22 protein-coding genes are annotated in these 22,675 nt (G+C 73.3%); 12 read left to right on the top strand and 10 right to left on the bottom strand.

Going from position 1 to position 22,675, the window contains the following annotated elements; translation table 11 throughout:
- Positions 1-24 precede the first annotated feature (24 nt).
- Positions 25-1,374, bottom strand: coding sequence for a hypothetical protein (locus ACH35V_RS18280; protein ID WP_395973716.1), 1,350 nt, complete (start codon positions 1,372-1,374; stop codon positions 25-27).
- A 118-nt stretch (positions 1,375-1,492) separates the two neighbouring features.
- On the opposite strand from ACH35V_RS18280, the gene ACH35V_RS18285 reads away from it, so the two are divergent.
- From ACH35V_RS18285 to ACH35V_RS18310, 6 genes are all read left to right on the top strand, one after another.
- The gene (locus ACH35V_RS18285) at positions 1,493-2,233 is read left to right on the top strand and encodes a GntR family transcriptional regulator (protein ID WP_395973717.1); all 741 of its coding nucleotides are present in this window, start codon (positions 1,493-1,495) and stop codon (positions 2,231-2,233) included.
- Between the two features lie 126 nt (positions 2,234-2,359).
- Positions 2,360-3,790, top strand: a complete 1,431-nt coding sequence (locus ACH35V_RS18290; protein ID WP_395973719.1) for a PTS ascorbate transporter subunit IIC — start codon at positions 2,360-2,362, stop codon at positions 3,788-3,790.
- A gap of 49 nt (positions 3,791-3,839) precedes the next feature.
- A complete protein-coding gene (locus ACH35V_RS18295) occupies positions 3,840-4,142 on the top strand; it encodes a PTS sugar transporter subunit IIB (RefSeq protein ID WP_395954810.1) in 303 nt (100 codons plus the stop codon).
- A gap of 47 nt (positions 4,143-4,189) precedes the next feature.
- Positions 4,190-4,621, top strand: a complete 432-nt coding sequence (locus ACH35V_RS18300; RefSeq protein WP_395973721.1) for a PTS sugar transporter subunit IIA — start codon at positions 4,190-4,192, stop codon at positions 4,619-4,621.
- On the top strand, positions 4,614-5,381 hold the full coding sequence (locus tag ACH35V_RS18305; protein ID WP_395973723.1) for a sugar isomerase domain-containing protein: 768 nt from the start codon (positions 4,614-4,616) through the stop codon (positions 5,379-5,381). The genes ACH35V_RS18300 and ACH35V_RS18305 overlap by 8 nt, the downstream gene beginning before the upstream one ends.
- Before the next feature lie 31 nt (positions 5,382-5,412).
- Positions 5,413-5,637, top strand: a complete 225-nt coding sequence (locus tag ACH35V_RS18310; protein ID WP_395973725.1) for an EF-hand domain-containing protein — start codon at positions 5,413-5,415, stop codon at positions 5,635-5,637.
- Here ACH35V_RS18310 and pgi read toward each other — a convergent pair.
- On the bottom strand, positions 5,634-7,265 hold the full coding sequence (pgi, locus tag ACH35V_RS18315) for a glucose-6-phosphate isomerase (RefSeq protein ID WP_395973727.1): 1,632 nt from the start codon (positions 7,263-7,265) through the stop codon (positions 5,634-5,636). The two genes, ACH35V_RS18310 and pgi, sit on opposite strands and share 4 nt — an antisense overlap.
- 324 nt (positions 7,266-7,589) lie before the next feature.
- On the opposite strand from pgi, the gene ACH35V_RS18320 reads away from it, so the two are divergent.
- Both ACH35V_RS18320 and ACH35V_RS18325 read left to right on the top strand, forming a co-directional pair.
- On the top strand, positions 7,590-8,609 hold the full coding sequence (locus ACH35V_RS18320; RefSeq protein ID WP_395973728.1) for a lactonase family protein: 1,020 nt from the start codon (positions 7,590-7,592) through the stop codon (positions 8,607-8,609).
- A 52-nt stretch (positions 8,610-8,661) separates the two neighbouring features.
- Positions 8,662-10,041 carry an NADP-dependent succinic semialdehyde dehydrogenase gene (locus ACH35V_RS18325; RefSeq protein ID WP_395973729.1) on the top strand — a complete coding sequence of 460 codons (1,380 nt, stop codon included), beginning with the start codon at positions 8,662-8,664 and terminating at the stop codon, positions 10,039-10,041.
- Positions 10,042-10,048: 7 nt separating this feature from the next.
- Here ACH35V_RS18325 and ACH35V_RS18330 read toward each other — a convergent pair whose 3' ends face one another.
- The 8 genes from ACH35V_RS18330 to ACH35V_RS18365 form a co-directional block, all read right to left on the bottom strand.
- Positions 10,049-11,449, bottom strand: a complete 1,401-nt coding sequence (locus ACH35V_RS18330) for an aldehyde dehydrogenase (NADP(+)) (protein WP_395973730.1) — start codon at positions 11,447-11,449, stop codon at positions 10,049-10,051.
- On the bottom strand, positions 11,449-12,450 hold the full coding sequence (locus ACH35V_RS18335; protein WP_395973731.1) for a proline racemase family protein: 1,002 nt from the start codon (positions 12,448-12,450) through the stop codon (positions 11,449-11,451). The genes ACH35V_RS18330 and ACH35V_RS18335 overlap by 1 nt, the downstream gene beginning before the upstream one ends.
- Positions 12,450-13,382, bottom strand: a complete 933-nt coding sequence (locus ACH35V_RS18340; protein WP_395973732.1) for a dihydrodipicolinate synthase family protein — start codon at positions 13,380-13,382, stop codon at positions 12,450-12,452. Before ACH35V_RS18340 ends, ACH35V_RS18335 begins: the two co-directional genes overlap by 1 nt.
- Positions 13,379-14,746: an NAD(P)/FAD-dependent oxidoreductase gene (locus ACH35V_RS18345; protein ID WP_395973734.1), complete on the bottom strand. Its 1,368-nt coding sequence runs from the start codon at positions 14,744-14,746 to the stop codon at positions 13,379-13,381. Before ACH35V_RS18345 ends, ACH35V_RS18340 begins: the two co-directional genes overlap by 4 nt.
- Complete coding sequence (locus tag ACH35V_RS18350) at positions 14,743-15,003, bottom strand: (2Fe-2S)-binding protein (RefSeq protein ID WP_395973736.1); 261 nt, start codon at positions 15,001-15,003, stop codon at positions 14,743-14,745. The genes ACH35V_RS18345 and ACH35V_RS18350 overlap by 4 nt, the downstream gene beginning before the upstream one ends.
- Complete coding sequence (locus ACH35V_RS18355) at positions 15,000-16,160, bottom strand: NAD(P)/FAD-dependent oxidoreductase (RefSeq protein ID WP_395973738.1); 1,161 nt, start codon at positions 16,158-16,160, stop codon at positions 15,000-15,002. The genes ACH35V_RS18350 and ACH35V_RS18355 overlap by 4 nt, the downstream gene beginning before the upstream one ends.
- Positions 16,161-16,223: 63 nt before the next feature.
- The gene (locus ACH35V_RS18360; RefSeq protein ID WP_395973740.1) at positions 16,224-16,832 is read right to left on the bottom strand and encodes a helix-turn-helix domain-containing protein; all 609 of its coding nucleotides are present in this window, start codon (positions 16,830-16,832) and stop codon (positions 16,224-16,226) included.
- Between the two features lie 63 nt (positions 16,833-16,895).
- Positions 16,896-17,873, bottom strand: coding sequence for an ornithine cyclodeaminase family protein (locus ACH35V_RS18365; protein WP_395973742.1), 978 nt, complete (start codon positions 17,871-17,873; stop codon positions 16,896-16,898).
- Positions 17,874-18,032: 159 nt separating this feature from the next.
- On the opposite strand from ACH35V_RS18365, the gene ACH35V_RS18370 reads away from it, so the two are divergent.
- The 4 genes from ACH35V_RS18370 to ACH35V_RS18385 are packed head-to-tail and all read left to right on the top strand — an operon-like array spanning position 18,033 to position 22,669.
- Positions 18,033-19,241 carry a branched-chain amino acid ABC transporter substrate-binding protein gene (locus ACH35V_RS18370; RefSeq protein WP_395973743.1) on the top strand — a complete coding sequence of 403 codons (1,209 nt, stop codon included), beginning with the start codon at positions 18,033-18,035 and terminating at the stop codon, positions 19,239-19,241.
- Between the two features lie 25 nt (positions 19,242-19,266).
- The gene (locus ACH35V_RS18375) at positions 19,267-20,166 is read left to right on the top strand and encodes a branched-chain amino acid ABC transporter permease (protein WP_395973744.1); all 900 of its coding nucleotides are present in this window, start codon (positions 19,267-19,269) and stop codon (positions 20,164-20,166) included.
- Entirely contained in the window at positions 20,163-21,938 is a 1,776-nt protein-coding gene (locus ACH35V_RS18380; RefSeq protein WP_395973745.1) for an ATP-binding cassette domain-containing protein, read from the top strand. The genes ACH35V_RS18375 and ACH35V_RS18380 overlap by 4 nt, the downstream gene beginning before the upstream one ends.
- A complete protein-coding gene (locus ACH35V_RS18385; RefSeq protein ID WP_395973747.1) occupies positions 21,935-22,669 on the top strand; it encodes an ABC transporter ATP-binding protein in 735 nt (244 codons plus the stop codon). The genes ACH35V_RS18380 and ACH35V_RS18385 overlap by 4 nt, the downstream gene beginning before the upstream one ends.
- The last annotated feature ends 6 nt before the right edge of the window (positions 22,670-22,675 follow it).

Genomic DNA, 22,675 nt, shown 5'->3' on the forward strand with positions numbered 1-22,675 from the left:
GAACCTAGCCGACGCCACTGACAATTAGTCCGGGACGTAGAGGCGAATATCGTCCACCTTCGCCGACCCCTCGTAGAAATTCATGTGCGGGTCGCCGATCATGAACCGGTCCGGGTACGCGGACCCGGCGGGCCAGGTGCCGCGGTCGGTGAGCGTGCCGCCCGGCCCCTGCCACGTCCAGTCGGCGTCGAACCGGCCGTCGTACTCGTCCGGGCGCTGGTTGTAGTGCCAGATGGGCTCGCCGTCCTGGACGAACGACCGCGTGTACCGGAACGTCGCCCGGCCCACGTGCGCGAACACCCCGGACATCTCCATCGTATAAGCGCCGTCGCGCCGCTCGACCGCGAACCTGTAGGGCTGCTCGGGCAGCAGTTCGGGCTTCAGGTCGACGGTCGAGACGATCGCGCCGCCCTTCCTGAACCCGCACTCGCTCTGCATCAGGTACTCGGTGCCCGGCATCGTCGCGTAGCGGCGGTCGTCGGTCATGAAGATCGCGTTGACGCCGTTGCCCGTCCCGGCGGAGTACGGCTCGTACTGCTTGGTGACGGGGTTGCAGTTCAGCAGGCCGGAACCGGCGTACTTGTAGCGGTTGTAGCCGTCCATGGCGACCTTGCGGTGGCCGTGGACGAACACGTTGTTGTGCGGCGCCACCTGCCGGTAGTCCATGATCGACATGTAGTAGAAGCCGTTGGAGTCGGTGCGGACGTTCGCCCACTCGCACTCCGGCCTGGCGAAGTCCCCGCCGGACGCCCAGGGGAAGTTGGTCTTGCAGCCGTCCGGGGAGTAGCCGTTGATCCGGCCGTCCGGGTAGTCCCACGACCCGCCGCGCTGCCCGCCGAAGTCGAGCCCGCGCAGCGTCATCTCGACCCGGTACTCGGCGGGCAGGTCGCGGGTGGAGCGGATGACGACGCCCGCCTGGTGGGCCGGCTCGTCCAGGTGCGCGACTCCCCCGCGGGAGGTGAGCGTCGGCGGCGCGTCCGGGCGGCCGTCCCCGTCGGCGTCGCGCGCGGCGAGCTCGGCGGTGAGCCAGCCGCGCGTCCCGAACGCGAACGACTTGCGGTAGGTGCTCATCTTCGGGAGCTGCTGCCGGAACGCCGGGCCGCCCACGGTGTCGAAGTAGGCGCCGTCGTTGTCGTACATGTCGACGTCGTAGGGGCTGGACGGGCCGTCGCCGTCCGGTTTCCAGGGGGCCCTGCGGTCGTCCAGGCGCCGGTTGAACGGCTCGTCCGCCACCAGCCGCCACCCCTCCCGGGCGCCCGGCGGGCCGGACGGCGGGGACGACGGCGGGGCCGCCTGGGCGGGGGCCGCGCACAGGGCCGCGGGCAGGACCAGCGGAAGCGTCAGCGCCAGGGCGCCGCGTGCGAGATTCCTCATTCCGCGACGGTAGGACGGCCCTCCGCGCCACGACCACGGCAAACATCGCCAAAGTGGTATTGACCAATCGCCATATCGGGACATACCGTGTGCCACGACAGGAACAGCATCGAAGGGGGTGAGCGGCGTGACATCCACCGGCGAGTCCCGGTCCGGGAGCACGAAACGGCAGGCCGTGCGCCGCGAGCTGCTCGCGATGCTGGACGGCCTGGACGTCGGGGACGCCCTGCCGTCCGAGCGCCGGCTGGCCGCCGAACTCGGCGTGTCGCGGCCCACGCTGCGGCAGGCCATCGACGGCCTGGTCGCCGAGGGCCTGCTCGACCGGCGGCACGGGAGCGGCACCTACGTGGCCGAGCCCCGGATCGCCGTGTCGCTGACCATGACGTCCTTCACCGAGGACATGATCAGGCGCGGGATGAAGCCCGGCGGCCGGGTCCTGTCGTTCCGCACGGAAGCCGCGGGGGCGCGGATCGGCAGGCGGCTGGCCCTGTCACCCATCGAAGAGGTATTTACCATTCGGCGGCTGCGGCTGGCGGACGACGCCGCCATGGCCATCGAGACGCTCTACCTGCCGCGGGCGCTGCTGCCCGGCCTGCGCCGGCAGGACCTGGAGGGGCAGTCGTTCTACGACCTGCTGCGCGGCGGCGGCATCGCGATCGCCTCGGGCACCGAGACGATCCAGCCGACCGTCACCACCGCCGAGGAGGCCGCCGAGCTGGGCGTCCCGGTGCACACGCCGGCGTTCCTGTTCGAGCGGATCACCAAGGACATGGACGGGCGGCCGCTCGAGTACGTCCGGTCGGTGTACCGCGGCGACCGGTACCGCCTGGAGCTGGACCTGAGACCACCGAACCACTGACCGACCGAGCCACACCGAGCCACTGACCGGCCCCCGGGCGCGCCGCCCGGGATCCGCGGCCGTCCAACCGCGCTGACGGGGGCGACAGCGCACCACCCCACCCCCGAGAAGTGAGGCGACTTCACCATGGACGTCATCAAGGACATCCTCACCTTCCTGGCCGACAACGTGTTCGGCCAGGTGCCCATCCTCATCGGGCTGATCACGCTCATCGGGCTGATCCTGCAGCGCAAGCGGTTCGAGGACGTCTTCGCCGGCGCGCTGCGCGCCACGATCGGCGTGGTCATCCTGTTCATCGGCGTCGAGGTGTTCACCGGCGGGCTGACCAGCTTCCAGAACGTCCTCGCCAGCGCGATGGGCACCACGCCGCCGAAGGCCGACAAGACCCTCACCGACTTCCTCGGCGACCAGGGCGGGACGATCGCGCTGGTCATCACGGTCGCGTTCCTCGTCCACGTGCTGATCGTGCGGCTCTTCCCGGCGGCCAGGTACCTGTACCTGACCGGGCACCTGATGTTCTGGGTCAGCACGGTGACGGTCGCGTCGCTGGTGACGATCGCGCCGGGCGCCGACCAGCTCACGCTGGTGCTGTGCGGGGCCGGGTTCGTCGCCGCGTACTGGACCGTCCAGCCGCTGTGGATGCGGCCGCTGATGCGCCGCGTCATGCCGGACGACCGGTTCGGGTTCGCGCACACCAGCTCGCTCGCCTGCCTGATCACCGGCTACGCCGCGCGGCCGCTCGGCAGCCGGGAGAAGCACGACACCGAGAAGCTGAAGCTGCCGCGCCAGCTGTCGTTCTTCAAGGACGTCAACGTCAGCACCGCGCTGATCATCTCCGTGATCATGCTGATCGGGGTCGCGCTCGCCGACGACGGCGTGGTGTCGAAGGCCGCGACGGAGATGGACCCCAAACTGTCCCCATGGGTGTGGGCGCTGCTGGTCGGCCTGCGGTTCGCGGGCGGCATCGCGATCCTGCTGTTCGGCGTGCGGATGTTCCTCGGCGAGATCGTCCCGGCGTTCAAGGGGTTCAGCGACAAGGTCATCCCGGGGACCCGTCCCGCGCTGGACGCGCCGACCGTGTTCCCCGTCGCGCCGACCGCCGTCATGGTCGGGTTCGTCGCGTCCACGGGCGTGTTCCTGATCTGCCTGGGCGTGTTCGCCGGGGCCGGCTGGTTCACCCTCGCCCCGCCCATGATCATGCTGTTCTTCGTGGGCGGCGCGGCCGGGCTGTTCGGCAACGTGGTGGCGGGCTGGCGCGGCGCCGTCCTCGGCGGCGTGATCACCGGCCTGATCCTCGCCGTCGGGCAGGCCGTCACCTGGGACCTGTTCGAGAAGACCGCGCCGGAGCTGGCCACCCTCGCCGACCCGGACTGGTACGCGATCGCGTGGCTGCTGAAGGCGGTCGACCCGGTCGTCGGCGACGCCTCGGTCTGGGCCGTGCCCGCCGTCGCGCTCGCCGCGACGGTCGCGACGCTGCTGATCCTCGGCCGCGCCGAGAAGCGCCGCGCCGCGGCGGCGGACCCGGCGCCCGGGGACAAGGCCCCCGCGAAGGCCTGATCACCACCATCACCGGGGAGCCACCACCATCACAGGGGAGAAGGACGACATGGCAATCGACCGGCAACTGGAGATCCTCGCGGTCTGCGGGGTCGGCATGGGCTCCAGCCTCATGCTCAAGATGACCGCCGAGGACGCGCTCCGCTCGCTCGGCGTGGACGCCCGGGTGGAGAACACCGACGTGTCCACGGCGCGCGGGATGACGCCCGACGTGGTGATCGGGCAGGGCATGCACACCAGCGAGATCGCCGACCTCGCGCCGGTCGTCATCACGATCAGCGACTTCCTCGACAAGGAAGGCCTGGAAGCGCAGCTCCGCGAGCACCTGACCGCCCAGGGCTGGCTTTCATGACGCCTCACTCTGAGGGGGCGACCCCCCAAACCCCCCGGCAACGGCCTTTGGTCACCGCGACCGACGAGGTCGCCGCCGGCGACTGGCGGGAGGCCGTCCGGAAGGCGGCCGCCGCGCTGGTCGACGCGGGCGCGGCCGGCGAGGGGTACCCGGACGCCTGCGTCCGGGTGGTCGAGGAGAACGGCCCGTACATCGTGCTGACGAAGGGGCTCGCGCTCGTCCACGCACGTCCGGAGGAGGGCGGGCTCGCCGTCGGCGTCGGCGTCACCAGGCTGGCGGCGCCGGTCGAGTTCGGCCACCCCGACAACGACCCGGTGGACCTGCTGCTCGCGTTCTGCACGCCCGACCCGGACGCGCACGTCGGGACGCTGTCCGGCCTGGCCCGCGCCCTGTCCGGCGGCCTGGCCGACCGGCTCCGCGCCGCGTCCGGCCAGGACGACCTGACCCGCACCCTCAAGGAGGCCCTCCCTGATGCGTGAACTCACCAGGCCGCAGCTCCCCGACCGGGTGCGAACCTTGCTGGACGACCTCGACGCGGCCTCCGGTGAGGCGATCGGCGAGGCGGCCGGGCTGCTGCTGAAGTCGGTCGAGGCGGACGGGATCGTGCACGTCGCCGGGGCGGGGCATTCGCTGGCGATGGTGCTGGAGACGTTCTACCGGGCGGGCGGGCTAGCCGCCGTCCGCCCGATCTGGGACCCGCGGGTGTTCCCCCTCGACGACGCCGTGCTGAGCACCCGAGCCGAGCGGCAGGACGGGGTCGGGCGCGCCGTGGTCGAGGAGGTCGCGCCCGCCCCGCCCGACGTGGCGGTGGTGTTCTCCACCAGCGGCCGCAACCCCTATCCGGTCGAGATCGCCGAGGAGTGCGCCGCCCGGGGCGTGCCGGTCATCGCGGTGACCTCGGCGCGGGCGTCGGAGGGCGCGGCGGCGCGGGCGGCGACGACGCTGGCCGACCACGCCTCGATCGTGCTGGACACGTGCGTCCCGCCCGGCGACGTCCTGCACCCGGCGGGGGCGCCGCGCACGGCGGCGGCCTCCACGATCCTCGCCGCGTACGCGTGGTCGCGCGTCCTGGCCGCCCTCGACGATCTCGCGGCGGCGCGCGGCGCGGACCTGCTCCGCTGGACGAGCGCGAACGTCCCCGGCAGCGACGAGCTGAACGTCGCGCTGCTGGAGCGGTACCGGCACCGCGTCCCCGAGCTGACCGGGGACGGGCCGTCCGGCGCCCGCCCTGTGGGATGATTCGGGCGGGCGGACCGCGACGAGGAGCGAGATGACGACCACACCGGCCGGGGACGACCTGCACACCCTGTTCACGCGCGCGGACCTCGGCGGCGACCAGAGACTCGACCTGATGGAGTTCACCCTCGTCCTGGAGGACCTCGGCCTGTCCTGGACGCGCTCGGAGACGCAGGACAGGTTCGAGAAGGCCGACAGCAACCTCGACGGGTTCATCTCCTTCGAGGAGTTCCGCGCCGTCATGGAGGCCCAGGGCTAGACCCTGCGGCCCCGCAGCGCGCGGTACGTCCGGACGAGGGAGGCCGTGGACGCGTCCGGCGCGTCCTCCGGAGGCCCCTCCGAGGTCAGCGCGGGCGCGAGGTCCATCGCCATGACCTTGCCGAGCTCGACGCCCCACTGGTCGAAGGAGTCGATGCCCCAGACCGTCCCCTCGACGAACACGATGTGCTCGTAGAGGGCGACGAGCGAGCCGAGCGTCTTCGGGGTGAGCTTCGGCGCCAGGATCGTGCTCGTCGGCCGGTTGCCGGGCATGACCTTGTGCGGGACGACCGCGGCCGGCGTCCCCTCGGCGGCGATCTCCTCGGCGGTCTTGCCGAACGCGAGCGCCGACGTCTGCGCGAGCATGTTGGCGGTGAGCAGGTCGTGCATTCCCTCGCGATCCTCGAACGGCTCGGCGAAGCCGATGAAGTCGGCGGGGACGAGCCGGGTGCCCTGGTGCAGGAGCTGGTAGAAGGCGTGCTGGCCGTTGGTGCCGGGCTCGCCCCAGAAGATCTCGCCGGTCTGCGCGACGACGGGCGCGCCGTCCGCCCGCACCGACTTGCCGTTCGACTCCATCGTGAGCTGCTGCAGGTAGGCGGGGAACCGGCCGAGGCGCTGGCTGTAGGGCAGGACGGCCCGGGTCTGCGCGCCGAAGAAGTCGGTGTACCAGACGCCGAGCAGCCCCATCAGGACGGGCATGTTCGCCTCGAACGGCGCGCCGCGGAAGTGCTCGTCGATCTCGCGGAACCCGGCGAGCATCTCCCGGAACGCCTCCCCGCCGATCGCGATCATCAGCGCGAGGCCGATGGCGCCGTCGAAGGAGTACCGGCCGCCGACCCAGTCCCAGAAGCCGAACATGTTGGCGGTGTCGATGCCGAACTCGGCGACCCGGCCGGCGTTGGTCGACACGGCGGCGAAGTGCCGGGACACGGCCTTGTCGTCGCCGAGCGCGTCGACGAGCCACCGCCGGGCGACCTTGGCATTGGTGAGGGTCTCCAGCGTCCCGAACGTCTTGGACGCGACGACGAACAGCGTCTGCTCGGGGTCGAGGCCCGCGAGCTTCCCGACGATGTCGGCCGGGTCGATGTTGGAGACGAACCGGCAGGAGACACCGGCGTCGGCGAAGTCGTGGAGGGCCTCGTAGGCCATGGCGGGCCCGAGGTCGGAGCCGCCGATCCCGATGTTGACGACGGTGGTGATGGGCCTGCCGGTGAAGCCCGTCCATTCCCCGGAGCGGACGCGTCCCGCGAAGTCGGCCATCTTGTCCAGGACGGCGTGCACGTCGGCCGCGACGTCCTGCCCGTCCACCGTGAGGGCCTCGCCGGGCGGGAGCCGCAACGCCGTGTGCAGGACGGCGCGGTCCTCGCTGACGTTGATGCGCTCGCCGGAGAACATCGCCTCGATCCGGCGGCGCAGCCCGGCCCGCTCGGCGAGCGCGACCAGCAGCCGCACCGTCTCGGCGGTGGCGCGGTGCTTGGAGTAGTCCAGGTGGAGGTCCCCCGCCGTCACGGTCATGCGGCCGACGCGCCCCGGATCGTCGGCGAAGAGCTCGCGCAGGTGCCGCCCGGCAAGCGCCGCCTGGTGCTCGGCCAGCGCGGACCACTCGGGCGACTCGGTGATATCTGCCATAACCTCTCTCATCTCCTCGGCGGGCGAGGCGCGCCGACGTCCCCCGCGGCGCCGCCCCGTCCCAACCGGCGATCATAGGTCGACCGCGCATGAATCCTCCCCTCCCTGAAGGTAAGGGGAGTCCTTCCCTTCATGGGGTTCGCGGGGATTTCCGGCTCAGGCGGCCTGGGAGCCCGGCGGACTCCCAGGTCTTATGCCCTCAGCACCGGCCGGGACGAAACCTGCCCGGACCAGCATCACGTGCGCGGAGTTCTTGTCCCGGGGACGAGCACCGGCCCATCCTCCGCAGCGGACCGGCCGTTCGGGCGGGCTAGGGTTGCGTGAATGAGCGAGCAAGCGTTCTGGGTCGGCACATACACCGGCGACGCCGGGGGCGGGGCTGGGGTCTACCGGGTGACGCGGGGCGGGGACGGCGTCCTGGAGGGGCCGGAGCTCGTCGCTGAGGCGGTGAGCCCGTCGTATCTGGTGGTGCATCCGGGGCTGGACGTCCTTTACGCGGTGCGTGAGGAGGACGAGGGCGGCGTCGTCGCGTTCGACGCGTCCGGCGGGCGGCTCCGGGAGATCGGGGCGCGGACGGCGGGGGCGTTGCCGTGCCATCTGTCGGTGACGCCCGATGGCGGGCGGCTGATCGTCGCCGACTACGGGTCCGGGACGGTCAGGGCCGTTCGGCTGGGCCCGGACGGCGCGTTCGAGGGTGAGCCGGACGTGGCGGAGGGGCACGGGAGCGGCCCGGTGGCCGACCGGCAGGAGGGCCCGCACGCGCACGCGAGCGCGAACACCCCGGACGGGACGATCCTGACGACCGACTTAGGGGCGGACCTGATCCGGTCCTTCCGGATCGAGGACGGCGCTTTGAGGCTCGTCGGTGAGACGCCGCTGCCGCCGGGGTCCGGGCCGCGGCATCTGGTCGTCCATCCCGGTGGGCACGTCCATGTGGTGGCGGAACTGTCCGCGTCCCTGCTGGTGCTGCGGCCGCTGGACGGGTACGCGCGCCTGGAGGTCGTGGCGGAGTCGCCCGCGACGGCGGGTCCGGCGGACGCCCGGGCGCTGTGCGCGGCGCTCAAGCTCGGTGACGGCGGCCGGTATGCCTACACCTCCACGCGCGGGACGGCCGTGGTGACCGCGCACCGGGTGCTGGACGGCGGCGCGGCGCTCCGGCCGGTCGCGGACGTCCCGTCCGGCGGCGCCTGGCCCCGTGACCTGCATGTCGACGGCCCATGGATGCATGTGGCCAACGAGCACAGCCACTCGATCGCGACGTTCCGGATCGGCGCGGACGGCGTTCCCGAGCCGGTGGGGACGCCGCTGCCGGTGCCGTCGCCGGTGTGCGTGATCCCTGTCTGAGCCGCGTTCGGGCGGGTGTTTCCGGTCCGGTCGCACGGGCACGTCCCGGACCATGACGACGATCGCCACGACCAATCCCGCTACGGGCGAGGTCGAGAAGACCTTCGACGCGCTGACCGACGAGGAGGTCGACCGGCGCGTCGGGCGGGCGGCGGAGACGTTCGCCGCCTACCGGACGACGGGTCTCGCGCAGCGCGCGGAGTGGATGAACGCGGCCGCGGACATCCTGGACCGGGAGTCCGAGCAGATCGCCGCGATGATGACGGCCGAGATGGGCAAGACCCTGAAGGCCACCGGCGCGGAGGTCCAGAAATGCGCGAAGGCGTGCCGGTACTACGCCGCGCACGCCGAGGGGTTCCTGGCCGATCGCCGTCCCGCCGACGCGGAGGCGGTGGGTGCGCGGGACGCCTACGTGCGCTACCAGCCGCTCGGGCCGGTGCTCGCGGTGATGCCGTGGAACTTCCCGCTCTGGCAGGTGATCAGGTTCGCGGCGCCGGGGTTGATGGCGGGGAACGTGGGGTTGCTGAAGCATTCGTCGAACGTCCCGCAGACGGCGCTGTTCCTGGAGGACCTGTTCCGCCGGGCCGGGTTCCCGGAGGGTGCTTTCCAGACGTTGCTCATCGGGTCGCCCAAGGTCGAGCGGGTGCTGCGCGACCCGCGGGTGAAGGCCGCGACGCTCACCGGCAGCGAGCCGGCGGGACGGTCCGTCGCGTCGATCGCAGGGAGCGAGGTCAAGCCGTCCGTGCTGGAGCTGGGCGGGAGCGACCCGTTCGTGGTGATGCCGTCCGCCGACATCGAGGCGGCGGCGCGGACGGCCACGGAGTCGCGGTGCCTCAACAACGGGCAGAGCTGCATCTCGGCGAAGCGCTTCATCGTCGACATCGGCTGCGCGGACGAGTTCGAGCGGCTGTTCGTGGCGAACATGCGCGCGAAGCGGGTCGGCGACCCGATGGACGACGCCACCGACATCGGTCCGCTCGTGAGCGAGGAGGCGCGCGCGGAGGCCGAGGAGCTGGTCGCGGACGCGGTCGGCAAGGGCGCGGCGGTGCTGTGCGGCGGGGAGCGGCCGGCTGGCCCCGGCTGGTTCTATCCGCCGACCGTGGTCTCCGGTGTGACGCCGGACATGCGGATGTACCACGAGGAGGTCTTCGCGCCGGTCGCGTCGGTGTTCCGCGTCCGCGGGGTGTCGGAGGCGGTGGAGGTCGCGAACGCGACGGGCTTCGGGCTCGGCTCGAACGCCTGGACGCGCGACGAGGTCGAGCGGGAGCGGTTCGTCCGGGAGCTGGACGCCGGGCAGGTGTTCGTCAACGGGATGGTGACGTCGTATCCCGAGCTGCCGTTCGGCGGGACGAAACGCTCCGGCTACGGGCGGGAGCTGTCGGCGGAGGGCATGCACGCGTTCTGCAACGCCAAGACGGTCTGGGTCGGCTGAGCCACCTTCAGCGAACGGTCTGCGGGATCTTCCACGGGTTGTCGTCCCGCAGCGGCGGCGGAAGTAGGTCCTGCGGCCAGCCCTGGTACGCGACCGGGCGCAGGAACCGCTCGATCGCGGCCGTGCCGACCGAGGTGGTGGACGGCGCGGTCGTCGCCGGGAACGGGCCGCCGTGCTGCATCGCGTGGGTGACGGACACGCCGGTGGGCCACTGGTTCCACAGGACGCGGCCACTGCGTCCGGCGAGCACGGTGGTCAGGGCCGCGAGGTCGCCGGTCTCGTCCGGTTCGGCGTGCAGGGACGCGGTGAGCTGGCCTGGCAGGCGGGTCAGGACGTCCGCGACGTCGGCGAGCCGGTCGTAGGTGACGATGAGCCCCAGCGGGCCGAAGCACTCCTCGGCGGCGGCGTCGATGTCGGCCTTGAAGGCGTCCAGGTCCATGGTGAGCAGGCGGGGCGCGGTGGACGTGTCGTCGTCCGGCCAGACGACGCGCCGGACGCCGGGACGCGCGGCCAGCGTGTCCGCCGCCGTCAGGTAACCGGACTCGATGCGGTCGTTCAGCATCGGCGCGGCGTCGATCTCGCGGAGCCGCCGGGCCGCCGTGTCGAGCAGTTCGGCGGGCGCGAACAGGAGCCCGGGGTTGGTGCAAAACTGTCCCGCGCCCATCGTGAGGGACGCCGCGTACCCCTGGACGATCTCCTCCCCGCGCGCCCGCGCCGCGCGCGGCGTCACCACGGACGGGTTGACGCTGCCCATCTCCCCGTAGAACGGGATCGGCACGGGACGCTCCGCCGCGATCTTCGCCAGCGCCAGGCCGCCCCGCTGCGAGCCGGTGAACGCGGCGGCGGCGACGCCCGGATGCCGGAGCGCCTCGACGCCCGCCTCCTCCCCCTCGATGAGGCCGAACACGCCGTCCGGGAGCCCGGCGGCGGCGATGACCTCGGCCGTCCGGCGGGACAGGCGCGGGTGGCCGGGGTGGGCCTTGACGACGACGGGGCAGCCCGCCGCCCACGCCGACGCCGTGTCGCCGCCCGCGACGCTGAACGCGAACGGGAAGTTGCTCGCCGCGAACACGAGCACGGGCCCGACCGCCGTCCGGTAGCGGCGCAGGTCGGGGCGAGGGCCGGTGGGCCATGCGGGGTCGGCGGCGTCGATGCGGGCGTCGTAGAACGCGCCCTCCCCGACCTGCTCGGCGAACAGCGTGAGCTGGAACGTCGTGCGCGTCAGCTCCCCGTTCAGCCTGGTCGCGCCTAGACGCGTCTCCTCGTCGGCGAGGGCGGTCAGCTCGGCGCGGGCGTCCTCCAGCGCGGCGGCGACGGACGTCAGGGCGTGGGCGCGCGTCTCCGGCGGGGCCGCCGCCCATCCGGGCGCGGCGGAGACGGCGGCGGCGATGGCGTCGTTGGGTGTCATCAGAAGGAGAAGCCTTCGGGGAAGGGGTCGGTGGGGTCGAGCAGGTAGTTCGCAGTGCCGGTGATCCAGGCGCGTCCGGAAATCTCCGGGACGACGGCGGGCAGCCCGCCGACCTCGGTGGCGCCGACGAGCCGTCCGTGGAAGCGCGTCCCGATGAACGACTCGTTGACGAAGCCGGTGTTCAGGGGCAGCTCGCCGCGTCCGTGCAGCTGTGCCATCCGGGCGCAGGTGCCGGTGCCGCAGGGCGACCGGTCGAACCAGCCGGGGTGGATCGCCATCGCGTTGCGCGAGTGCGCGGCGTCCGAGCCCGGGGCCAGGAACTGGACGTGCTTGCACCCGGCCACGCCGGGATCTTCGGGATGTTTCGGCGGGTTCTGCTCGTTGATCGCGGCCATGATGCCGAGCCCCGCCCGGAGGATGTCGTCCTTGCGGGACCGGTCGAACGGCAGGCCGAGCGCGTCCAGCTCGGTGATCGCGTAGAAGTTGCCGCCGTAGGCCATGTCGTAGCGGACCTCGCCGAGCCCCGGGACGTCCACGGCGGCGTCGCGTTCGAGCAGGAAGGACGGCACCATCCGCAGCGTGACGTTCTCGGCCCTGCCGTCCCGCACCGCGACCCTGGCCTCGACAAGCCCGGCGGGCGCGTCGAGGCGGACGACGGTCTCCGGCTCGGTCACCTCGACCATCCCGGTCTCGACCAGGACGGTCGCGAGCGCGATCGTGCCGTGCCCGCACATCGGGAGGAACCCGGAGACCTCGATGTAGACGACACCCCAGTCGGCGTCGGGACGGGTGGGCTGCTGGAGGATCGCGCCGCTCATCGCCGAGTGGCCGCGCGGCTCGTCCATCAGGAAGCGGCGCAGGCCGTCCAGGTGCTCGATCGCGTGCAGGCGCTTGCCGGCCATCGTGGCGCCGGGGATCGGCGCGACGCCGCCGGTGACGATGCGGGCCGGGTTGCCCTCGGCGTAGGAGTCGACGGCGGTGATCGTCCGGACCGAGCGCATCAGGCGGCCCTCCGCCGTTCGAGCGCCGTGACGGCGCGGTCCATGTCGGCGATGACGGCGGCGCTGTGCTCGGCGGTGAGCGGGCCGCGCGGCGGGCGGCACGGGCCGCCGTACCGGCCGACCCGGTCCATGCCGAGCTTGATGGCCTGGACGAACTCGGTCCGCGAGTCCCAGCGGAACGCGGCGACGAGCGGCTCGTACAGGGCGCGGGCCTCGTCAAGACGTCCGGCGGCGGCCAGCTCGTACAGCAGCGCGGACTCGGCGGGGAACACGTTGGGGAAGCCCGCGAACCAGCCGGTCGCGCCCATCAGCAGCGATTCGAGGACGACGTCGTCCGCGCCCGCGACGACGTCCAGCCCCGGCGCCTTCTCCCTGATCTCCAGGACGCGGCGGACGTCCCCGGAGAACTCCTTCACCGCGACGACCCCGTCGATCTGCGCGATCTCGCCGAGGAGGTCGGGGGTGAGGTCGACCTTGGTGTCGATCGGGTTGTTGTAGACCATGACCGGCAGCCCGACGGACGCGACGGCCTCGTAGTGCGCGACGACCTCGCCGGGGTTGGCGCGGTAGAGGGTGGGCGGCAGGCACAGGACGCCGTCGGCGCCGTCCTCGGCCGCCAGTTCCGCCCAGTGGCGCGCCTGGTGGGAGCCCGGGGCGTGCACGCCGACGACGACCACGCCGTCGCCGTCGCCGACCGCGTCGACGGCGGTGCGGGCGACGCGGCGGCGCTCCTCGTCGGTCAGCGACGAGTACTCGCCGAGCGAGCCGTTCGGGCCGACGCCGCGGCAGCCGCTGCCCACCAGCCAGGCGCAGTGCTCGGCGTACGCGTCGTAGTCGACGGCGAGCCCGGCGGGCGCGGTGGCGTCCTCGCGGTAGGGCAGCGCCGTGGCCACGATGACGCCGCCGAGGCTCGTGGTCCCGGTGTCGCTCATCGGCCGTTCCCCTTCCTGTCGGTGTTCTCGATCGGGAGCAGTGCGAGTTCGCCCAGCCGGATGGGCTGGGCGATGGGCCGGTGGTGCGGGTCGCCCCCGGTCTGTGTCAGCTCGGCGACGGTCGGGCCGCAGATGCGCGCCTGGCAGGGTCCGAGACCCGCGCGGGTCGCGAGCTTCAGCGCGTGAGCGGAGTTGCGGGACGGGTCGCCCGCCGCGCTGAGCAGCGCGCCGTACGTGGTCTCCTCGCAGCGGCACACGACGGTGTCGGGACGGAGCCAGCCCGCCCAGGCCGCGCCGATGGGGTGCGCGGCGGCGAGGCGCGCGGCGTACGCGCGGGCCTGGTCGCGGCGGCGGCGCGTGCGGACCGCCGCGGGGGCGTCCGGTGCGCCTCCCCCGGCGATCCAGCCCGCGAGGAGTCCTTCGGTGCGGGCGGCCTGCGCGCCCGCGATGCCGGTGATCTCTCCTGCCGCGTGGACGCCGGGGACGGTGGTGCGCTGGTCGGCGTCCACCTCGGCGAACGCGCCGTCGCGCAGCGCGCAGCCTGCGGCGACGGGGAGTTCGAGCTGCGGGGTGAAGCCGTGGGAGACGCACAGCGCGTCCACCGCGACGGACTTCTCGGTGCCCGGCACGACCGACCAGTCAGGACGGAGCCGCGCGGTGACCGCCTCTTCCACGCGTCCGTCGCCCCGTGCCTCGATGACGGCGCGGCCCGTCCGGTACGGGACGCGGTGGCGGGCCAGCAGCGCCGCGTACCCGGCCAGTTCTCCGGCCTTGCCGGTGTGCGCCGCGAGTTCCCAGGGACGCCGCGTCCAGCCGCGCGCCACGGCCGTCGCCGCACCGGCCTCCAGCACCGCCCGGACGGACGCGCCCGCCGCCAGCAGCGAGGCGGCGACCGGCAGCAGGAACGGCCCGGACCCGGCGATCAGGACGGAGTCGCCGACGGCCAGGCGCTCCCCCTTCGCCAGCGCCTGCGCGGCGCCCGCCGTGTAGACGCCGGGCAGGTCCCAGCCGGGGAACGGCAGGACGCGGTCGTGGGCTCCGGGCGCGAGGACGAGCGCGTCCGGGGCGAGGACGAGCCGTTCCCGTCCGTCCGCGTCGGCCTCGCCGCGCAGCACGTGAACTCGCGGCACGCCCTGGTCCGGACGTTCGATCGACCAGACGGCGCTCTCCTGCCACCAGTCGCAGCGCGGGTGCCGCAGCACGGGATCGGCGACGGCGTAGGCGTCGGACGGGATCCGGTGGTACTGGCCGCCGGGGTGCTCAGCGGAGTCGACGAGCGTCACCGCCGCCCCGGCCCGCAGGGCGCCCGCCGCCGCGCCGAGCCCGGCGGGCCCGGCGCCGACGACGACCACGTGCCGGCTCATCGGGCGTCCGCGCGGGACTGGGTCGTGACGGTGTCGCCGTCGCGGGCGCGGCGGCGGCAGGCCCGCACGTCGCGGACGCCGTTGACCGTGACCAGGCAGTCGAAGCAGACCCCGATCCCGCAGAAGACGCCGCGCGGCGCGCCGGACGGGCCCGTCCGCCAGGTGCGGCGGCCGGACGCGAGCAGCACGCCCGCGATGGTCCGGCCGGCGGCGCCGGTGACGGGCTCGCCGTCCACCGTGATCCGCACCAGGCTCATGCGACCTCCCTCTCCGGCCGGACGGCGGGTCGATCCACTCGGAACGGCGTCGCGTCGACGTCCGGTTCGCGGCCGAGCATCAGGTCGCGCAGGACGGCCGCGGTCCCGGCCGCGAGCCCGATGCCCGCGCCTTCGTGCCCGGTGGCGTGCCAGAGCCCGGGCAGGTCCGGGTCGGCGCCGATGACGGGCAGATGGTCGGCGACGTAGGGCCGGAACCCGCCGTACGCGCGCATCACGGGGACTCCGGCGAGCGACGGGAACAGCCGCAGCGCCTTGCCCGCGATCACCGCGAGCACGTCGGGGCGGAGCCGGTCGTCGAACCCGACGCGGCGCCGCGACGAGCCGAGCAGGATCGTCCCCGCGCGGGTGGACTCCACGACGGCGGACGCCTGCAGCTCCCCCGCGCCGCTGCCGACCGCGCCCACGTAGTCGGCGTCGTAGACCTTGTGGAAGACGGTAGGCGGCACCGGCGTCGTGACGAGCACCTCGCCGCGCCGGGGCCGGACGTCCAGCCGGACGCCGACCCGCGCGGCGACCTCCCCTGCCCACGGCCCGGCGGCGTTGACGACGGCGTCGCCCTCCACGAGCCCGGTTGCGGTGCGGACGCCGGTGATCCGCCCGCCGCGCGTGACGGCTCCGACGGCCTCGCGGCCGGTCTCCAGCACCGCCCCGGCGCGGACGGCGCCGGCGAGCAGGGCGGTCGCGGCGCCGACCGGCTGGACCTGCGCGTCCTGCGGGTAGTGGACGGCGGCGGCGACGTCCTTCGTGGCGTGCGGCTCGGCCTCGGCGAAGGCGGCGGCGTCGAGTTCCTCCGCCATGATGCCCGCCGCGCGCTGGGCGTCCGCGAACTCCCGGAGCGCGGCGGCGCCCTCGCCGGTGGTCGCGACGACGATGCCGCCCTTCGGGTCCCACTCCGCCGCCCCGGCGTCCGGGAGCGCGTCGAGGACCCGCGGCCACAGCCGGAGGGACAGCTTCGCCAGTTCGAGCTCCGGGCCGGGCTCCTTGTCGGAGACGAGGACGTTGCCCTCGCCGTGCGCGGTCGTCGCGGCGGCGGGACGGGCGCGGTCGACGACGGTGACGGCGCATCCGGCCAGGGCCAGCTCGCGGGCGCAGGCCGCGCCGACGATCCCGGCGCCGAGCACCACGACCCGCGTCATCCCACCTCCGTCGACGTTCGCTAAACCGAACGTTTCGAGGCTAGGTCGGCGGCCTGCCGGATGTCAACGCTCCACCAGGTGCGGCGGCCCCGAGGGCGCGTCGCGAAGCCGCTGGTCGGAGCCGTACTGCAGCAGCAGGACGGACCGGACGTCCCCGTCGGGCGCCATGTAGGAGTGCGGCAGCCGGGCGTCGAAGCCCACGTAGTCACCGGGCCCCAGCTCGACGTCCCGGCCGTCCACCCGGACGCGGAGCCGCCCCGCCTGGACGATCGTGTGCTCCGTCCCGCCGTGGCCGAGCGAGTCCTGCGTGCTCCCGGCCCTGACGCGCTGGTCGTACACCTCGAAGATCGCGCCGCCGGACTCGATGCCGCGCAGCGGCCGCAGGTCGACGCCCTCGCCGCGCAGCACCTCCACGTCCGCGGCCCGCACCACCGTCGGCCCGGACGGCTCCCGGTGGTCGAGCAGGTCGGAGATGGCGACCTCCAGCGCGCGCGACAGGCTGAACACCGTCTCGATCGTGGGGTTCCCGGCCCCGGCCTCCAGCTGCGACAGCGTGGCCTTGCCGATCTTCGACCGGCGGGACAGCTCAGACAGCGACAGGCCGCGCTCCAGCCGCGCGCGGCGCAGGTTTCCGGCCAGCACGTCCCGCACCGATTCCCCTGACGCGCCCACGCTCGCCCTCCCCGTCCGGCCATCAGCGTTCGACTTACCGAACGAAGTGTACCCGGGGGCGGGTCAGAGCTCCGCGATCCGCCCCGCGCCGGACGCGCGCGCCCGCTCGACGATCACGGACGCCGCCGCCGTGTCCTGCACTCCGACGCCGACGCTGTTGTAGAACACGATGTCGCCGGCGGACTCCCGCCCGGCGGCGAGGCCCGCGACGATCGGCCCGAGCGGCCGCACCTGCTCCGGGCTCAGATGCCCCGAGCGGATCGCGGCCACCACCGGCCCGGCGTGGTCGAGCGCGGTCGGCACGTCGTCCACCACGATCGAGGCCGCACGGGTGAGGACGCCGTCGTCCACCTCGGCCCGGTCCGGGGCGAAGGAGCCGACGCTCAGCACCGTGCACCCCGGGTCGAGCCATTCGCCGAGGACGACCGGCTCCGCGCTGGTCGTCGCGGTCACGACGATCTGCGCCCCCTCGACGGCCGCGCGCACGGACGCCGCCGCCTCCACCGGCAACCCCAGCTCGGCCGCCAGCCCGGCGGCGATCTCGCACGTCTCCGGATGCCGGCACGCCATCGCCACACGGCCGATCGGCCGGACCTCCGCCATCGCCCGGACGTGCGCCCGCCCCTGCACGCCGCAGCCGATCACTGCGAGCCGGGCCGCGTCCGGGACCGCGAGATGGTCGGCCGCCACCGCGCTCGCCGCCGAGGTCCGCAGCGTCGTCACCGCCTCGCCCTCGATGATCGCGACGGGCCGTCCGTCCACCGGGTCCTGGACGGTCACCAGCGCCGCCACGGTCGGCAGGCCGCGCGCCGCGTTGCCCGGGGTGACGCTGCCGAACTTGGAGACCGCGCCGGTGCCGGGCAGGCGGGACACGTAGCAGAACGCGACGCCGCCGTCCGGGCCGTCCAGGAGCAGCCGCGGCGCGAGCCGCGCCTCGCGGCGGCCGAGCGCCTCGAACGCGGCCCGCTGCGAGGCGATCGCCGCCGGAAGGTCGAACACCGCGCGCACGTCGTCGGCGGAAAGCAGCAGGACATCGGCCATGCTGCGATCCTCGCGAGCCCCTTCCCGCGCTGTCGAGGCCGAAAGGGCAAGCGGTTCTTATCGATCACTACATGAGATCGCATGCTTGCCCGTCTCGACGGCCGTCCCACGAGGTTCCAGGCTTTCACCATCCCGCCCTTGAGCGACGGAGAGGCGCCGATGACTCGACCGACTTCCCGGAACCGGCGACGCGGGTTCCGCCTCCTCACCGCCACCGGCGCCGGGCTGCTGCTGGTCCCGCTCGCCGCGTCCTGCGGGTCCGGCGACGACTCCGGCGGGTCGGGCGCCATCAAGATCGGCGTCCCGGCGCCGCTGAGCGGCGACTCCGCCTCCGCCGGGCAGGACATCCTCGCCGCCGCGAAGGTCGCCGCCGCCGAGATCAACAAGGCGGGCGGCGTGGACGGGCGCGACGTCCAGATCGTCGAGGCCGACGACCAGTGCAGCGCCCAGCAGGGCGCGCAGGCCGCGCAGAAGCTCCTCAACAGCGGGGTCGTGGCGGTCGCCGGCGGGTACTGCTCCAGCGCGGCCGTGCCCGCGATCCCGATCTTCGGGCGGCGGAGCGTGCCGTTCGTGCTGGACGCGTCCACGAACCCCGGCCTCACCGACACCGGGAAGGGCAAGGTGTTCCGCACCTGCGGCCGCGACGACAACCAGGGCCTCGTCGCCGCGAAGTTCATGACCGGGCAGCTCGGCGCCAAGCGCGTCGCGCTCCTGCACGACAACACCACCTACGCCAAGGGCCTCGCGGACGCGACGGCGAACTCGGTGAAGCAGGCGGGCGGGCAGGTCGTGTACCAGGACGCGCTGCAGCCCGGCCAGTCCGACTACAGCCCCGTCCTGACGAAGGTGGCCTCGACGAAGCCGGACGTCCTGTACTTCACCGGGTACTTCGCCGAGGCGGGCCTGCTGATGAAGCAGCGCAAGCAGCTCGGGCTGAAGTTCACGCTGATGGGCGGGGACGCGACGACCGACTCGACCGTCCTGAAGACGGCGGGCGCGGCGGCCGACGGCTACATCGCCACCACGGCACCGCTCGCCAAGGACCTGCCCGCCGCCGCCCAGTTCGTCGCCGCGTACAAGGCCGCGAACAACGCCGACCCCGGGCCGTTCTCGGTGTACGAGTACGACGCGGTGAAGATCGTCGCGAAGGCGATCGACGACGCCGGGTCCACGAAGGGCAAGGACATCACCGACGCGCTGCACAAGATGAAGGACTTCCCGGGCATCACCGGGCCGATCACGTTCGACGACAAGGGCGACCGGACCGACCCGCTGTACATCACCGTCCGGGTCCAGAGCGGCGCGTTCACCGCCTACAAGAAGCTCGACAAGAGCGGCGGCACGTGGGTGGACGCCAAGACCTCATGAACCAAGACCTTATGAACAGCGAACAATGAGCGAATTCGTCCAGTACCTCGTCAACGGGCTGACGATCGGGGCGTTCCTCGCGCTGATCGCGCTGGGCTACTCGATGATCTACGGCGTGGTGCGGCTGATCAACTTCGCGCACGGGGACGTGTTCATGATCGGCGCGTTCGCCGGGTTCGGGACGCTGACCACGTTCGGCGCGACCGGCGGGATGGCGCTGCCCGCCATCGCCGCCGCCGTGCTCGTCGGCGCGCTGGCGACCGGCGTCGTCGGCACCGGGATCGCGAAGGCGGCCTACGTCCCGCTGCTGGCCTCGCCGCGGCTGGCGCTGCTGATCGCCGCGATCGGGGTGTCGCTGGCGCTGCAGGAGGGCGTGAAGGTCCTCACCGACGCGCGGTTCAAGTCGTACCCGAACGCGCTGGACGGCGGGCAGATCTTCAGCGGCTCCGTCCACGTCACGTGGGGGCAGCTCGCGCTGGTGGTGATGTCGGTGGCGCTGATGGTGGGGCTGTGGCTGTTCGTGACCCGCACGGTGACGGGGACGGCGATGCGCGCCCTCGCGATGGACCGGGACGCCGCCCGGCTGCAGGGCATCAACGTCGAGCGGCTCATCCTCATCACGTTCTTCATCGGCTCGATGCTGGCGGGCGCGGCGGGCGTGATGTACGGGCTGTACTACGTGCAGATCAGCTTCGGCATGGGATTCCTCATCGGGCTGCGCGCGTTCACCGCGGCCGTGCTCGGCGGCATCGGGAACCTGCCGGGGACGATGGTCGCGGGCGTCGCGATCGGGCTCGTCCAGTCGTTCTCGGCCGGGTACGTCTCGTCCCGCTGGACGGACGTGATCATCTTCGGGCTGCTCATCGCGGTGCTGGCGCTGAGACCCACCGGCCTGTTCGGCGAGCGCGTCGTGGAGCGCGCATGAGGGCCCGCGCGCTGGAGCGCCTGCCCGGCCTCGGGCGCTGGGAGACGCCCGTCCGGTACGGGGGCTGGCCGCTGCTGATCGCGGTGGCGCTCGTCGCGGGCCAGGTCATGGACGACTACGGCCTGACCGTCGGCGCCACCATCCTGATCTACGCGATCCTCGGGCTCGGCATCAACATCGTCGTCGGGTACGCGGGCCTGCTGGACCTCGGCTTCGCGGCGTTCTTCGCGATCGGCGCGTACACGGCGGGCCTGCTGATGGTGGAGCTGGAGTGGAACTTCTGGCTCACGCTGCCCGCCGCGGTCGCCGCCGCCGCGGTCGCCGGGGTCGTGATCGGCTACCCGACGCTGCGGCTGCGCAGCGACTACCTCGCCATCGTCACGCTCGGCTTCGGCGAGATCATCCGGATCACGGTGATCAACCTGGAGGTCACCGGCGGGCCGAACGGCCTCACCGGGATCCCGCCGGTGACGCTCGGCGGCCGCGAGATCGTCATGCCGAAGGACTTCTACCACCTGTCGCTGGCGTTCTTCGTCGTCGTGCTGGCGCTGACCGCGCTGCTCGCCCGGTCCCGGCTCGCGTACGCGTGGCGGGCGATCAGGTCGGACGACACCGCGGCCGAGGCGGTCGGCGTCCCGGCCCGGCGGGTGAAGCTGCTCGCCTACGTCCTCGGCGCGATGACCGGCGCGGTCGCGGGGCCGCTGAACGCCGCGCAGCTCGGCACGGTCGACCCGTCCAGCTTCACGTTCCTGACCTCGCTGATGATCCTGCTCGTGGTGATCATCGGCGGGATGGGCAGCCGGCCCGGCGTGATGATCGGCGCCGTGGTGATCATCGCGCTGCCGGAGATCCTGCGGAGCGTCCAGGAGTACCGGGGCCTGTTCTTCGCGCTGCTGCTGATCCTGATCGTGCTGCTGCGCCCGCAGGGCGTGTGGCCTTACCGTCCCCGCCGGTTCCGCCTCCCCGCGAAGGCCGGGCCCGCGCCGGAGCTCCCGTCCGCCGAAGGGACGCTGCTGGAGGTCGCGGGCCTGTCCCGCAACTTCGGCGGCGTCAACGCGGTGGACGGGCTCGGGCTCCGCGCGGACGCCGGGCAGGTCGTCAGCGTGATCGGCCCGAACGGCGCGGGCAAGACCACCGCGTTCAACTGCATCACCGGGATGATCCCGCCGTCCGCCGGGACGGTCGTGCTCGCCGGGCGGAACGTCCGCGGCAAGGCCCCGCACCGGGTCGCCGCCGCTGGGCTCGCCCGGACGTTCCAGAGCATCCGGCTGTTCGACGAGATGACCGTCGCGGAGAACGTGCTGATCGGACGGTTCGCCCGCGACCGGGGCCTGCTGCGGCCGCTGTCCCGCGACGACGCCGACGCCGTCCGCCGCTGCCTCGACTTCGTCGGCCTGCTGGACGCGGCCGACCGTCCCGCGGGCGGCCTCGCCTACGGCGACCGGCGGCGGCTGGAGATCGCGCGGGCCCTCGCCGGGGACCCCCGCGTCCTGCTGCTGGACGAGCCCGCCGCGGGCGCCAACCCGACCGAGAAGCGGGCCCTGATGGAGCTGATCGCCCGGATCAGCGCGCTCGGCGCCGCCGTCGTGCTGATCGAGCACGACGTCGCGCTCGTCATGTCGATCTCCGACCGGGTCACCGTGCTGGAGTACGGCCGGACGATCGCGGAGGGCCCGCCCGCCGAGATCCAGGAGGACCAGCGGGTCATCGCCGCCTACCTCGGCGTCCCCGACGACCCCGAGACCGACCTCGTCACGGAGGTGCTGCGGTGACGCTCCTCAAGGTCGGCGACCTGCGCAGCCGGTACGGGCAGGTCGAGGCGCTGTCCGGGATCTCGTTCGAGGTGGGCGACGGCGAGATCGTCGCGCTGCTCGGCAGCAACGGCGCGGGCAAGACCACGACGCTCCGCACGATCACCGGCCTGCACCGGGCCCGGTCCGGGCGCGTCGAGCTCGACGGCCGCGACATCACCCGCCTCGACGCGCACAGGGTCGTCGCGGCCGGGCTCGGGCACGTCCCGGAGGGCAGGCGCGTGTTCCCGGCGCTGAACGTCGCCGAGAACCTGCTGCTCGGCGGGTACCTCCGCCGCCGCGACCGCAGCGCCGTCGCGGCCCGCCGGGAGGAGGTGTACGAGATGTTCCCCCGGCTCGGGGAGCGGCGCGGGCAGCTCGCCGGGTGGCTGTCGGGCGGCGAGCAGCAGATGCTCGCGATCGGCCGCGCGCTGATGCTGCGCCCCCGCCTCCTCGCCCTGGACGAGCCCACGATGGGCCTCGCGCCGCAGATGGCGCAGCAGGTGATGCGGGTCATCCGGGAGATCCGCGAGCAGGGCACGACGATCCTGATCGTCGAGCAGAACGCCCACCAGACGCTCCGCCTCGCCGACCGCGCGTACGTGCTGGAGACGGGCCGGATCGTCCTGTCCGGGCCCGCTTCCGACCTGGCGCAGGACGACCGCGTCAAGGCCGCCTACCTCGGCGGCGACCCCGTCGTCGACTCCGCGTGAGGGACG

The sequence above is a fragment of the Actinomadura sp. 1N219 genome (assembly GCF_044326405.1).
Taxonomy (GTDB): domain Bacteria; phylum Actinomycetota; class Actinomycetes; order Streptosporangiales; family Streptosporangiaceae; genus Spirillospora.

Coding starts and splice junctions, on each gene's coding strand:
- ACH35V_RS18330 (WP_395973730.1), bottom strand. CDS start 11,449: ATGACACCCAACGACGCCATCGCCGCCGCCGTCTCCGCCGCGCCCGGA.
- ACH35V_RS18290 (WP_395973719.1), top strand. CDS start 2,360: ATGGACGTCATCAAGGACATCCTCACCTTCCTGGCCGACAACGTGTTC.
- ACH35V_RS18345 (WP_395973734.1), bottom strand. CDS start 14,746: ATGAGCCGGCACGTGGTCGTCGTCGGCGCCGGGCCCGCCGGGCTCGGC.
- ACH35V_RS18320 (WP_395973728.1), top strand. CDS start 7,590: ATGAGCGAGCAAGCGTTCTGGGTCGGCACATACACCGGCGACGCCGGG.
- ACH35V_RS18280 (WP_395973716.1), bottom strand. CDS start 1,374: ATGAGGAATCTCGCACGCGGCGCCCTGGCGCTGACGCTTCCGCTGGTC.
- ACH35V_RS18305 (WP_395973723.1), top strand. CDS start 4,614: ATGCGTGAACTCACCAGGCCGCAGCTCCCCGACCGGGTGCGAACCTTG.
- ACH35V_RS18310 (WP_395973725.1), top strand. CDS start 5,413: ATGACGACCACACCGGCCGGGGACGACCTGCACACCCTGTTCACGCGC.
- ACH35V_RS18325 (WP_395973729.1), top strand. CDS start 8,662: ATGACGACGATCGCCACGACCAATCCCGCTACGGGCGAGGTCGAGAAG.
- ACH35V_RS18365 (WP_395973742.1), bottom strand. CDS start 17,873: ATGGCCGATGTCCTGCTGCTTTCCGCCGACGACGTGCGCGCGGTGTTC.
- ACH35V_RS18375 (WP_395973744.1), top strand. CDS start 19,267: ATGAGCGAATTCGTCCAGTACCTCGTCAACGGGCTGACGATCGGGGCG.
- ACH35V_RS18295 (WP_395954810.1), top strand. CDS start 3,840: ATGGCAATCGACCGGCAACTGGAGATCCTCGCGGTCTGCGGGGTCGGC.
- ACH35V_RS18380 (WP_395973745.1), top strand. CDS start 20,163: ATGAGGGCCCGCGCGCTGGAGCGCCTGCCCGGCCTCGGGCGCTGGGAG.
- ACH35V_RS18340 (WP_395973732.1), bottom strand. CDS start 13,382: ATGAGCGACACCGGGACCACGAGCCTCGGCGGCGTCATCGTGGCCACG.
- ACH35V_RS18355 (WP_395973738.1), bottom strand. CDS start 16,160: ATGACGCGGGTCGTGGTGCTCGGCGCCGGGATCGTCGGCGCGGCCTGC.
- pgi (WP_395973727.1), bottom strand. CDS start 7,265: ATGGCAGATATCACCGAGTCGCCCGAGTGGTCCGCGCTGGCCGAGCAC.
- ACH35V_RS18370 (WP_395973743.1), top strand. CDS start 18,033: ATGACTCGACCGACTTCCCGGAACCGGCGACGCGGGTTCCGCCTCCTC.
- ACH35V_RS18335 (WP_395973731.1), bottom strand. CDS start 12,450: ATGCGCTCGGTCCGGACGATCACCGCCGTCGACTCCTACGCCGAGGGC.
- ACH35V_RS18350 (WP_395973736.1), bottom strand. CDS start 15,003: ATGAGCCTGGTGCGGATCACGGTGGACGGCGAGCCCGTCACCGGCGCC.